This window comes from Roseicitreum antarcticum, assembly GCF_014681765.1.
In the GTDB taxonomy this organism is placed as follows: Bacteria; Pseudomonadota; Alphaproteobacteria; order Rhodobacterales; family Rhodobacteraceae; genus Roseicitreum; species Roseicitreum antarcticum.
The window spans coordinates 2,358,444-2,370,884 of the sequence record NZ_CP061498.1 but is presented as its reverse complement, the minus strand read 5'-3'; the positions used below and the strand labels follow the sequence as shown (position 1 = coordinate 2,370,884).

General features: G+C 63.2%; 10 protein-coding genes and 1 riboswitch. Of the genes, 5 read left to right on the top strand and 5 right to left on the bottom strand.

Annotation, left to right across the window (positions count from 1 at the left end; all coding sequences use genetic code 11):
- Positions 1-13: 13 nt before the first annotated feature.
- Positions 14-625, bottom strand: coding sequence for an RdgB/HAM1 family non-canonical purine NTP pyrophosphatase (gene rdgB, locus H9529_RS11380; RefSeq protein WP_092884357.1), 612 nt, complete (start codon positions 623-625; stop codon positions 14-16).
- Entirely contained in the window at positions 622-1,332 is a 711-nt protein-coding gene (rph, locus tag H9529_RS11375; RefSeq protein WP_092884355.1) for a ribonuclease PH, read from the bottom strand. Before rph ends, rdgB begins: the two co-directional genes overlap by 4 nt.
- Positions 1,333-1,463: 131 nt before the next feature.
- On the opposite strand from rph, the gene hrcA reads away from it, so the two are divergent.
- Positions 1,464-2,534 carry a heat-inducible transcriptional repressor HrcA gene (gene hrcA, locus H9529_RS11370; RefSeq protein ID WP_092885303.1) on the top strand — a complete coding sequence of 357 codons (1,071 nt, stop codon included), beginning with the start codon at positions 1,464-1,466 and terminating at the stop codon, positions 2,532-2,534.
- A gap of 18 nt (positions 2,535-2,552) precedes the next feature.
- On the top strand, positions 2,553-3,137 hold the full coding sequence (gene grpE / locus H9529_RS11365) for a nucleotide exchange factor GrpE (RefSeq protein WP_092884353.1): 585 nt from the start codon (positions 2,553-2,555) through the stop codon (positions 3,135-3,137).
- A gap of 60 nt (positions 3,138-3,197) precedes the next feature.
- Here grpE and mutS read toward each other — a convergent pair whose 3' ends face one another.
- Complete coding sequence (gene mutS, locus H9529_RS11360; RefSeq protein ID WP_092884351.1) at positions 3,198-5,813, bottom strand: DNA mismatch repair protein MutS; 2,616 nt, start codon at positions 5,811-5,813, stop codon at positions 3,198-3,200.
- Positions 5,814-5,995: 182 nt separating this feature from the next.
- Here mutS and H9529_RS11355 point away from each other — a divergent pair, with 182 nt between their 5' ends.
- Together H9529_RS11355 and H9529_RS11350 are read left to right on the top strand one after the other, a co-directional pair.
- A complete protein-coding gene (locus H9529_RS11355; RefSeq protein ID WP_092884349.1) occupies positions 5,996-8,254 on the top strand; it encodes an NADP-dependent malic enzyme in 2,259 nt (752 codons plus the stop codon).
- A 44-nt stretch (positions 8,255-8,298) separates the two neighbouring features.
- The gene (locus H9529_RS11350) at positions 8,299-9,165 is read left to right on the top strand and encodes a ribokinase (protein WP_092884347.1); all 867 of its coding nucleotides are present in this window, start codon (positions 8,299-8,301) and stop codon (positions 9,163-9,165) included.
- A 63-nt stretch (positions 9,166-9,228) separates the two neighbouring features.
- Here the strand turns inward: H9529_RS11350 and msrA are convergent, their stop codons facing one another.
- Entirely contained in the window at positions 9,229-9,882 is a 654-nt protein-coding gene (msrA, locus tag H9529_RS11345) for a peptide-methionine (S)-S-oxide reductase MsrA (protein WP_092884345.1), read from the bottom strand.
- A gap of 229 nt (positions 9,883-10,111) precedes the next feature.
- On the bottom strand, positions 10,112-11,218 hold the full coding sequence (gene aroC / locus H9529_RS11340; RefSeq protein ID WP_092884343.1) for a chorismate synthase: 1,107 nt from the start codon (positions 11,216-11,218) through the stop codon (positions 10,112-10,114).
- A 93-nt stretch (positions 11,219-11,311) separates the two neighbouring features.
- Positions 11,312-11,416, top strand: a riboswitch (TPP riboswitch).
- 40 nt (positions 11,417-11,456) lie between these two features.
- Here aroC and thiB point away from each other — a divergent pair.
- Complete coding sequence (gene thiB / locus H9529_RS11335; protein ID WP_092884341.1) at positions 11,457-12,440, top strand: thiamine ABC transporter substrate binding subunit; 984 nt, start codon at positions 11,457-11,459, stop codon at positions 12,438-12,440.
- Position 12,441: the final 1 nt, after the last annotated feature.

Here is a 12,441-nt window from a genome sequence, read left to right as displayed (position 1 = left end):
GGGTGCGCAGTTTTCATGCGATACACCCCGCAATGAAGGCCTCAAACGCGCGGGCGCGGTGGCTGATCCCGTTTTTCTGTGCGAATGGCATTTCCGCGAAGGTCTGAGCATGGCCATCGGGTTGGAACATCGGGTCATAGCCGTGCCCGTCTGCGCCGCGCCGAGGCCAGACCAGTTGCCCATCTACTGTGCCGGTGAACACCCGGTCCTCACCATCGGGCCAGGCCAGCACCAACGTGCAGCAAAACCGCGCGGTCCAGGGATGTTCTGCCTTGACTTCTTCCAGTGCAGAATGGGTCTTCTGCATCGCCATGACGAAATCGCGCCCGTCGGGTGTTTCGGCCCAGTCGGCAGTATAGACGCCCGGCGCACCGTTCAGCGCTGCGACCTCCAGCCCACTGTCATCGGCCAACGCAGGCAGCCCGGTGGCGCGCGCGGCGGCATGGGCCTTCAGCCGGGCATTGCCGACAAAGGTGGTTTCGGTCTCTGCCGGTTCGGGCAGGCCCTTTTCGCGGGCCGAGACCGCCTTGATGCCAAAGGGTGCCAGCAGCCCCATGATCTCTTCCAGTTTGCCCGCGTTATGCGTCGCTACCAGCAGTGTATCGCCCGCAAACTTCCGCATCAGATCGCTGCCTTCTGCGCGTCGATCAGGCTGGCGACCCCGGCCTGCGCCAGATCCAGCAAGCTGGACATTTCATCGCGTGAGAATGTGGCGCCTTCAGCGGACATCTGCACCTCAACCAGCCGGGCGGTACCCAGCATGATGAAATTGCCGTCCACGCCTGCTACGGAATCTTCGGCATAGTCCAGATCCAGTACGGGCTGACCCGCATAGATCCCGCAGGACACGGCGGCCACATGGTCGACAATCGGATCGCTGACCACATCGCCCGCTTTCAGCAACTTGTTGACCGCCAGCCGCAGCGCGACCCAGCCACCGGTGATCGCAGCGCAGCGGGTGCCGCCATCGGCCTGCAATACATCGCAATCCACGGTAATCTGGCGCTCTCCCAGCGCCGAGCGGTCGATGCCCGCCCGCAGGCTGCGCCCGATCAGCCGCTGGATTTCGACCGTGCGACCGGTCTGCTTTCCCGATGCGGCCTCGCGCCGGTTGCGGGTATTGGTCGCGCGCGGCAGCATGCCGTATTCTGCCGTCACCCAGCCCAGACCGGTATTGCGCAGAAAGGGCGGCGTGCGGTCCTCGATCGACGCGGTGCACAGGACCTGCGTGTCGCCGATCTTGATCAGGCAAGACCCTTCGGCATGCTTGGTCACGTTGGTTTCGATTGAAACCGTCCGCAGATCGCTTAGATTCCTACCGGATGGGCGCATGAATTATCCTTTCGTTGATGCGATACGGATACAAGGCTGGGGAACCCTGATGCAACCCCGATTGGCCATGGCGTACCAAAGGCTTTACAGCGTAAGATGCAAACGCTGCGATGACTGAATCAAAGGATGCCATGCACGACGGTGCCACACTCCTGTCCGAGATGAACGACCGCTCGCGCGAGGTTTTTCGCCGCGTCGTGGAAGGGTATTTATCTTCCGGTGCGCCGGTCGGCTCTCGCACGCTGACACGCGACATGTCGGAAAAGGTGTCGGCGGCGACCGTGCGTAATGTCATGCAGGATCTGGAGTATATGGGGCTGCTGGACAGCCCGCATGTTTCGGCCGGGCGCGTGCCGACACATCTGGGGCTGCGCCTGTTCGTCGACGGGCTGCTGGAGGTCGATCCGGTGACCGACGCGGATCGCCGGGCCCTGAACGCCACGCGCACCAGCAATGAACGCGATGTCGGCTCGCTTCTGGACCGGGTGGGGCAGGCGCTGTCGGGCATCACCCAAGGCGCCAGTCTGGTGCTGTCGCCAAAGCATGAAGCGCCGATTAAGCATATCGAATTTGTCAGCCTTGCCGCCGACCGCGCGTTGGTGGTTCTGGTCTTTGCCGATGGCCATGTGGAAAACCGCGTGTTCGTACCCGCGCCCGGCCAGACGGCATCGTCGATGCGCGAGGCCGCAAACTTCCTCAACGCGCTGGCTGAAGGGCTGACGCTGTCCGACCTGCGCAAACGGTTCAAGTCCGAGATCACGCGCCGCCGTCAGGAAATCGATTCGCTGGCGCATACCCTTGTCGAACAAGGACTGGCCTTGTGGGAGAATGAGGGCGAACCCTATGAGCGGCTGATCGTGCGCGGCCGGGCCAATCTGCTGGAAAACGCCACTGAGTTGGCCGAACTGGCGCGCATCCGCAACCTGTTCGATGATCTGGAGCGGAAACGCGACATTGCCGAGTTTCTGGAACTGACCGAACAGGGTGAAGGTGTGCGCATTTTTATCGGCGCGGAGAACAAGCTTTTTTCACTTACGGGTTCCTCTCTGGTGGTTTCTCCATATATGAACGCTGACCGAAAGATTATCGGCGCGGTTGGCGTGATCGGCCCCACACGGCTGAATTACGGGCGGATCGTGCCGATTGTGGATTATACGGCGCAGCTGGTTGGGCGTTTGCTGTCCGACCGTGGCGTTGACTGAAGATATAAAGGTGCAATGATGGCAGACTCGAAACCAAACCGCGACTTTGACCCGGCTGACGAAAATGCCGATGCGCAGCTCGATGCGCTGGCCGAAGGCGTGGCGGAATACGATGATCCGGTGGCCGAACTGGAAGGCCGGATTGCCGCGCTGGAAGCGGAAAAGAATGAAATCCGCGACCGTCTGATGCGCGCGCTGGCAGATGCGGAAAATACCCGCAAACGCGCGGAAAAGGATCGCCGCGATGCTCAGCTTTATGGCGGGTCGAAACTGGCGCGCGACATGCTGCCGGTTTATGACAACCTCAGCCGTGCGCTGGGTGCCGCCACCGATGAAACCCGCGCCGCCGCTGCAGGGTTGGTCGATGGGGTGGAACTGACGCTGCGCGAGCTGACGAATATCCTAGGCAAGCACGGGGTGTCACGCGTTGCACCTGCCGTGGGCGACACGTTCGACCCGCATCAGCATCAGGCAATGTTCGAGGCCCCCGTGCCGAATTTCAAGGCTGGGCAGATCATCCAGGTCATGGCTGACGGCTTCGTTCTGCATGATCAACTGCTGCGTCCCGCGCAGGTCGGCGTATCGTCGAGCCCTGCGAACTGAGGCGACGTTAACTTGGTGTCAGGATCGCGCCGGGGCCGCCCCGGCGCGATTTTTCATTGGTTATGACTTCGCGGTCAGCTCTTTCAGCTCGTAAATTAGCGCCAGGGCCTGTTTTGGTGTCAGGTCATCGGGCAGCACCCCGGACATGCGCGCATCCAGCTTCGACGGCGTGGCTTTCGCGGGCGGCGGTGTCTGCACGGCGGAAAACAGCGGCAGATCGTCGATCAGCGCCTTGGGCCGCGCACCGCTGTCGCGCTCGCCGCTTTCCAGCGCATCGAGGACGGCCCGCGCCCGAGTCACCACCACATCGGGCAGGCCGGCCAGTTTCGCCACCTGCACACCGTAGGACCGATCCGCCGCGCCGCGCTTCACCTCATGCAGGAAGATCACGTCACCGTCCCATTCGCGCACGCTGACCGTCGCATTCTCTACCCCGTCCAGTCGCCCGGCCAGCGCGGTCATCTCATGGTAATGCGTGGCGAACAGGGCGCGGCAGCGGTTGACGTCATGCAGATGCTCCATCACCGCCCAGGCGATGGACAGCCCGTCATAGGTGGCCGTGCCGCGCCCGATTTCATCCAGGATCACCAGTGCCCGGTCGTCCGCCTGGTTCAGGATCGCGGCGGTTTCCACCATTTCGACCATGAAGGTCGACCGCCCGCGCGCCAGATCGTCCGACGCCCCGACCCGGCTGAATACCTGGCTGACGATCCCGATATGCGCCGCCGTTGCGGGCACATAACTGCCCGCCTGCGCCAGAATGGCAATCAGTGCGTTTTGCCGCAGAAAGGTTGATTTCCCCGCCATGTTCGGCCCGGTCAGAAGCCAGATCGCCGCGCCCGTTGCGCCGGTCAGGGTGCAATCATTGGCGACGAATGGCACGCCGTCGCGGCGAAGCGCGCGCTCTACCACCGGATGCCGCCCGGCGGTGACCTCGAAGGCGCGACTGTCCTCCATCACTGGCGCGCACCAGTCTTCCTGCACGGCAAGGTCGGCAAAGGCGGCCGCCAGATCAATCTCTGCCAGCCCGCGCGCTGCCTGGCCTACAGGGCCCGAGTGTTCCATAATATGCGCTTTCAGCGCGTCATAGTGACGTTTTTCAATCTCCAGCGCTCGCCCGCCAGCGTTCAGGATGCGGGTTTCCAGATCGGACAACTCTACCGTGGTGAAGCGCACCTGATTGGCCGTTGTCTGCCGGTGAATGAAGGTTTCCGAAAGGGGCGGGGCCAGCATCCGCTCAGCATGGGTGGCCGTCGTCTCGATAAAGTAGCCCAATACGTTATTATGTTTGATTTTCAGCGAACTGACGCCCGCCTTTGCGGCATAGTCGGCTTGCATGGCGGCAATTACGCCGCGCCCCTCGTCGCGCAGGCGTCGCGCGTCATCAAGTTCCGGGTCATGGCCCTCGGCGATGAACCCGCCATCGCGGGCCAACATCGGTGGCTCAGCGATCAAAACAGTCTCTAACACGGCCAGAAGTGCATCATTTCCGGTCAATTGCGCAGCGGCGGTCTGCAGCAAGCCGGGCGCATCCGGGGTCATCATCTGCGCGATCTGTTCGGCGGCGGCCAGCCCGTTGCGAATGGCGGCCATGTCGCGCGGGCCGCCCCGGTCCAGCGCCAGCCGCGACAGGGCGCGGTCCATATCGGGCACCCGGCGCAAGGCCTCGCGCAGATCGTCGCGCAGACGGGATTGTTCTTGCAGGAACTGCACGCCCGCGTGCCGGTCGCGGATCACGTCCAACTGGCGCGAGGGGCTGGACAGCCGCCGTTCCAGCAGCCGGGCGCCCGCAGCCGTGACCGTTCGGTCAATCGCTGCCAGCAGCGAGCCATCGCGCCCCCCGGTCATGGAACTGGTCAGTTCCAGATTGCGCCGGGTGGCGGCGTCGATCTGTACCAACTGCTCGGCCGCTTCGCGCACTGGCGGGCGCAACAGGGGCAGGTTGCCGCGCTGCGTGATATCCAGATAATCGACCATCGCCCCCAGCGCCGACAGTTCTGCCCGCGAAAACGTGCCGAACCCGTCCAGCGTGGTCACCGCGTATAGACCACACAACCGCTTTTCTGCCGAGGTGCTGTCGAAACTGGCGCGGGACAATGGCGTGGGCGCCGCGCCCAAATCCGTCACTAACGCGGCCAGTTCCGGGCCTGCGGTATCGGGCAGGATGACTTCGCGCGGGGCAAGGCGCGCCAGTTCGGGCATCAGCCGCGCGCGCGACAATGGCATCACCCGCACCTCGCCCGTCGAGATATCCACCCAGGCCAGCGCGCCGGCATCGCGCACCTCGGCCCAGGCGGCGAGGTAGTTATGGTGGCGCGCCTGAAGCAGGCTGTCCTCTGTCAGGGTGCCGGGGGTGACCAGACGTACCACGTCGCGGCGCACCACGGATTTAGCGCCGCGCTTCTTCGCTTCAGCCGGATTTTCCAGCTGTTCGGCAATCGCCACGCGGAACCCCTTGCGGATCAGCGTTAGCAAATAGCCCTCGGCAGCGTGATAGGGTACGCCGCACATGGAGATATCATTGCCCAGATGCTTCCCGCGTTTGGTCAGCGCAATGTCCAGTGCCGCAGCGGCGGCCACGGCATCGTCGAAGAACAGCTCATAAAAATCGCCCATCCGGTAGAACAGCAGCGCATCGGGATATTGCGCCTTGATGTCCAGATATTGCGCCATCATTGGCGTGACCGTCTCATTCACCGCGTGACCCCTGTTCCTGACCCTGTCGACCCTACAAAACCCCATGCCACTGCGAAAGCGGGAAACGCCCGGCCCCCGTTAAACCGGGAAACGCCCAAATGGCGCGGTTGTGGAGTGCGCCGCCCGGCGATATGAAAACCCATAGCCCGGAGGAGCCCACCATGACCCGCACATCCAAGACCACCGCAGAAGAGGCGCTTGCCTATCATCTGTTGCCGAACCCCGGCAAGTTCGAGGTGACGGCATCCGTCCCCATGGCGACGCAGCGCGACCTCAGCCTTGCCTATTCCCCCGGGGTGGCCGTGCCGGTGCAGGCCATCGCCGACAACCCGGAACTGGCGTATGATTACACCACCAAGGGCAACCTGGTCGCCGTGATCTCGAACGGGACCGCTATTTTGGGTATGGGCAATCTTGGGGCGCTGGCATCAAAGCCGGTGATGGAGGGTAAGGCAGTATTGTTCAAGCGCTTTGCCGATGTGAATGCCATCGACATCGAACTGGACAGCGAGGACGCGGAAGAGATTATCCGCGCCGTGCGTCTGATGGGGCCGACCTTTGGCGGGATCAACCTGGAAGATATCAAGGCGCCCGAATGTTTCATCATCGAACAGCGCCTGAAGGAAGAAATGGATATTCCCGTCTTCCACGACGACCAGCACGGCACGGCAGTGATCTGCGCCGCCGGGCTGATCAACGCGCTGTACCTGTCGGGCAAGCGGATCGAGGATTGCAAGATCGTGCTGAACGGTGCGGGCGCGGCGGGGATTGCCTGTCTGGAACTTCTGAAGTCCATGGGCGCCGTGCATGACAACTGCATCATGTGCGACACCAAGGGTGTGATCTGGCAGGGTCGGACCGAAGGCATGAACCAGTGGAAATCGGCCCATGCCGCCCGCACCGATGCCCGCACGCTGGAAGAGGCGATGGTGGACGCCGATGTGTTTCTAGGCGTCTCTGCCAAGGGGGCGGTGACCGCCGCCATGGTGGCCAGCATGGCCGACAACCCGGTGATCTTCGCCATGGCCAACCCCGATCCCGAAATCACACCTGAGGACGCCCATGCTGTCCGGCTGGATGCCATCGTCGCCACAGGGCGCAGCGATTATCCCAACCAGGTGAACAACGTTTTGGGCTTCCCTTACCTGTTCCGGGGCGCACTGGACATCCACGCCCGCGCCATCAACGACGAGATGAAGATCGCCTGCGCCCGCGCCCTGGCAGAACTGGCGCGCGAGGATGTGCCCGATGAGGTCGCTATGGCCTACGGGCGCAAGCTGTCGTTCGGCCGCGATTACATCATCCCCACGCCCTTCGATCCGCGCCTGATCTACACCATCCCGCCCGCTGTGGCGCGCGCAGGCATGGATACCGGCGTCGCGCGGCGGCCGATCGTGGATATGGCGCGCTACGAGATGGGTCTGAAGGCGCGGATGGACCCTACTGCCTCGATCCTGCAATCGCTGCATGTGCGCGCGAAACAGGCGCAGGCGCGGATGATCTTTGCGGAAGGCGATGATGAACGCGTGCTGCGCGCCGCCGTCGCCTATCAGCGCGCCGGGCTGGGGCAGGCGCTGGTGGTCGGGCGTGAGGAAGACGTGCGCGCGAAGCTGGAAGTCGCCGGGCTGGGCGATGCTGTGCGCGAACTGCATATCGTCAACGCCAGCAACACCAAGCATCTGGATGCGTACAAGACCTATCTCTATGCCCGCCTGCAACGGCAGGGCCATGACCAGAAGGATGTGCACCGGCTGGCTTCGCGCAACCGGCATGTCTTTGCCGCGCTGATGCTGGCACATGGGCATGGCGATGCCATGGTTACCGGCGTGACCCGCAAATCCGCGCAGGTGCTGGAGCAGATTAATCACGTCTTCGATGCCCGTGCCGAGGATGGTGCGGTGGGGGTCACGGCACTGCTGCACAAGGGGCGAATCGTGCTGATTGCCGATACTCTGGTGCATGAATGGCCCGAGGCGCACGACCTCGCTGATATCGCGACGCGGGCTGCCGGGGTGGCGCGGCAGTTCGGCCTGACACCACGCGTGGCTTTTGTCAGCTTTTCGACTTTCGGATATCCCGTGTCGGAGCGGGCTGAAAAGATGCACCTTGCCCCCGACATCCTTGATACGCGCGGGGTGGATTTTGAATATGAGGGCGAAATGACCGTGGATGTCGCGCTCAACCCGGTGGCGGCGGCGCATTATCCGTTTTCGCGCCTGACCGGCCCCGCCAATGTGCTGGTGGTGCCCGCGCGGCATTCGGCCTCGATCTCGGTCAAGCTGATGCAGGAAATGGCAGGGGCCACGGTGATCGGTCCCATCCTTACCGGCGTGCCGCGCCCGATCCAGATATGTACCACCGGGGCCACGGTAAACGATATTCTGAATATGGCCGTAATGGCGTCGTGCGACATGCGATAAGGGTGCGGGACGGCATTCAGTATCAGGCGTTACAGGGGGCGGGCATGGCCATTTACAATTTCGGATCGATCAATATCGACCATGTTTACCGCGTGGCGCATCTGCCTGCGCCGGGGGAAACCGTCCATACGCTGGGCTATCAGACCGGGCTGGGCGGCAAGGGCGCAAACCAGTCCATCGCTGCGGCGTTGGCTGGGGCGCGGGTGGTGCATATCGGCGCGGTGGGCGCAGATGGGACGCCGGCGCTGGACCGGTTGTCGGCGGCGGGGGTCGAAACCTCGGCCATTCTGCGGATGGATAATGCGACAGGCCATGCCATTGTCATGGTCGATCAGGCGGCGGAAAATGCGATTGCCCTGCACGGGGGCGCAAATGCCGAACAGGGTTTTGCGCATATCGAGGCCGCGCTGGAGGATAGCGTGATCGGCGACACGCTAATGATGCAGAACGAAACGCTTCATCAGGCGGATGCGGCGCGCGTCGCCTCGGGTCTGGGGCTGGAGGTGGTGTATTCCGCTGCGCCCTTTGACATCGACGCGGTCCGCGCCGTGTTGCCCTATGTGACATTGTTGATTTTGAATGAGGGTGAGGCCGCGCAGCTGTGCAGCGCGCTGGGCGTGGAAATCCCCGACTTGCCCGTGGATACCGTGGTTGTGACACGCGGCGCCAAAGGGGCCGAGTGCTGGCAAACAGGCGAAGCGCCGCTGCTGGTTCCTGCGCATGCCGTCGTGGCTGTGGATACGACCGGGGCGGGTGATTGCTTTGCGGGTTCGCTGGTCGCCGCACTGGACCGGGGCGATGATCTGGCCGGGGCGATGCGCTATGCCAGCGCGGCAGCAGCTCTTCAGGTGATGCGCCCGGGTGCCGCCGACGCAATGCCCACCCGCGTCGAGGTGGAATCGCTGCTGTAGGGCGCTATGAAAAAGGCCCGGTCCACGCGGAACCGGGCCGCTTTCTCTGACGAAGTGCCGGGTTTATGACCCGCTTTGGACGAATTCCGCCTCATCGCCCCAGACAGCCTGCACCCGCGCGTCGCGGCCACAAGAATCGCGATAGAGCTTATAGGCCGCCGCCTTTGACCGTGGGCCAAAGCGCGTCAGGATCAGGTCGGTATTGTTGGCGTAGTTCTGGTGATACGCACCCGCCGGGTAAAATGTCGCCGCATCCCGGATCGGCGTTACAACCTCTTGGCCCAGGGCTTCGCTGGCTGTCTGTTTCGCGGCCTCGGCTGTGGCGCGTTGTTCAGGCGTAAGCGCAAAGATCGCCGTGGTATAATGCTGCCCCCGGTCGCAGAACTGGCCGCCCGCATCCAGCGGATCGACCGAGCGGAAGAACAGGTGCAAGATCTGCGCATAGCTGATCTGCGACGGATCAAAGGTGATCTCGGTCACCTCCAGATGGCTGGTACGACCGCTGGCCACGTCATTGTATTCCGGGTCAACCTCGGTCCCGCCGGCAAAGCCCACGCTGGCGTTCGTCACCCCTTCGACGCGGCGGAAATCGGCCTCGACGCACCAGAAGCAACCGCCTGCCACCAGTGCGGTTTCAGTCGATTGCGCCAGTGCTGGCCCATTGATCGAGAACGCTACAACCACAGCGGCTGCAAGACGTGTCAGTAATTTCAGCATTGGTTTCCCTCCGATAATGTCGCCCGCTGCGTACCAGTCTTTGTGGGACCGCAAGACGCCGCTGGCTGTGATCTGTCGCAATTCAAAGCTCGAAATACGCTGGCATTGACCTACGATGTGCAGCATACGACCGCGCTGGCAAGTCACGGCCGCTTGAAGTCACGACAGGGTGAACCGCCGTCGCACACTTTGGCAGCCGCAGCGCGGAAGTCGTACACCCGGCATAGCCCTATCCGCCGATGCGCCCGCGCGGTCCATCGCCGACCTGTGCGCGGTGCAGCAGGATCTGGTCCAGCAGGACACAGGCCATCATCGCCTCGCCCACCGGGACGGCGCGGATGCCGACGCAGGGGTCGTGGCGACCCTTGGTGACGACTTCGGTATTTTCGCCGTCGCGCGTGACGCTGCCGCGCGGGGTATGGATGGAGGAGGTTGGCTTCACCGCAAAGCGCACGACCACATCTTGGCCGGTGGCGATCCCGCCCAGAATACCGCCCGCATGGTTCGACTGGTATTCTGGCCCGTTCGGCCCCATGCGGATCTCATCGGCGTTTTGCACGCCGGTCAGGGCGGCGCTGGCCATGCCATCACCGATCTCGACGCCCTTTACGGCGTTGATCGACATCATTGCTGCGGCAAGTTCGGTATCCAGCTTCGCATAGACCGGCGCGCCGATGCCCGCGGGCACACCGCTGGCCGTCACCTCGATCACCGCGCCGACGGAATTGCCATCCTTGCGGATCGCACCCAGATAGGTTTCCCATTCCTCTGCCGCCACGGCATCGGGCGTCCAGAACGGATTTGCCCCGATCTGATCCCAGTCAAAGCGTCTGCGGTCAATGCTCATGCTGCCCATCTGCACCATGTAGCCGCGCACGCTCAGCCCCGGCGCAAGGCTTTGAAGCACCGCTCGGGCCACGCCACCCGCCGCTACCCGCGCCGCCGTTTCCCGCGCCGAGGAGCGCCCGCCGCCGCGCGGATCGCGCAGGCCGTATTTCTGGAAATAGGTTATATCGGCATGCCCGGGCCGGAAGGTTTCAAGGATATTGCCGTAGTCTTTTGACCGTTGATCTACATTCCGGATCATCAACTGGATCGGTGTGCCGGTGGTCTGCCCCTCATAGACACCCGACAGAATTTCGACCTCATCGGGTTCGCGGCGCTGGGTTGTATGCTTGTTCTGCCCGGGTTTGCGGCGGTCCAGCCACTGCTGGATCATGGCGGCATCCAGCGCGATACCCGGCGGGCAACCGTCTACGGTGGCGCCCAATGCAGGGCCGTGGCTTTCGCCCCAAGTGGTGACGCGGAACAGATGACCGAAGGTGTTGAAGCTCATGGGCGGGCACTCCTTTGTAGGACCAGATAGCGGGCCTGTGCCACAGGCTCAAGCCACTTGCCCTTGTCGCTGCCCGAAAAGCTGATTAACTTCCCCATCACCTCGGGGTGCTTTGGCAACAAGGTTGAGATGCGCTTGCGCGAACCCGTTGAACCTGAACCGGTTAAATCCGGCGGAGGGAAGGTAGAGGGCGCGTGCGTCCCCACGTTCTCCGGCCGGCGCGAATGGAGGACGACATATGCACTATCCTATCTTTGCTGCGGGCGCATTGCTGGCAAGCGTATCGGCGGCTGCAGCCGATACGCCGGTGCTGACGGTCTATGCCCCCGATTACTTTGCGTCCGAATGGGGTCCCGGCCCGGCCATCAAACAGGCGTTCGAGGCGCAATGCGGCTGCGAACTGGCCTACAGCACTGGCGACGTGCTGCCGCGCATCCTGCTGGAGGGCGCGCGCACCCGCGCCGATGTGGTGATCGGCCTGAACAGCGACGTGACCTTGCGCGCCCGCGAAACCGGCCTGTTCGCGCAGCATGGCCAGCCGCTGGACGCGCTGGAACTGCCGGTGCCGTGGGACGACGATATCTTCCTGCCTTTCAACTGGAGCTATACGGCCTTTGTCTACGACAAGACCCGCACGCCGAACCCACCCGCATCCTTCGCCGACCTTCTGGAACGCGATGATCTGTCGCTGGTGATCCAGGATCCGCGCAGCTCGATCTCTGGGCTGGCCCTGTTGTTGTGGGTCGATCAGATCTATGGCGACGGCGCTGCGGAGGTTTGGGCGAAGCTGGCGCCCCAGATCGTCACTGTTACCGCTGGATGGGGCGAATCCTACGGGCTGTTCACGGATGGCGAGGCTGACATGGTCCTGTCCTTCACCACCTCGCCCGCCTATCACATCATGGCTGAAGACGACGACACCAAGGCCGCCGCCATTTTCCCCGAGGGGCATTACTTCCTGGTCGAGGTCGCTGCAAAGTTGGCCGGTGCTGCGCAGCCGGAACTGGCGGATCAGTTTCTCGACTTCATTCTGACGGATACCTTTCAAGACATCATCCCAACCGCCAATTGGTCCTATCCTTCGGCCCAACCGACTGAAGACTGGCCGCAGGAGTTTCGCGATCTGCCGCTGCCCGAAACCGCCCTCTTCTACGACGAGGTCACCGCCGAAGAGCGGCGCGGCCCCGCGCTGGATGCTTGGCTGTCCGGCATGACCCGTTGAC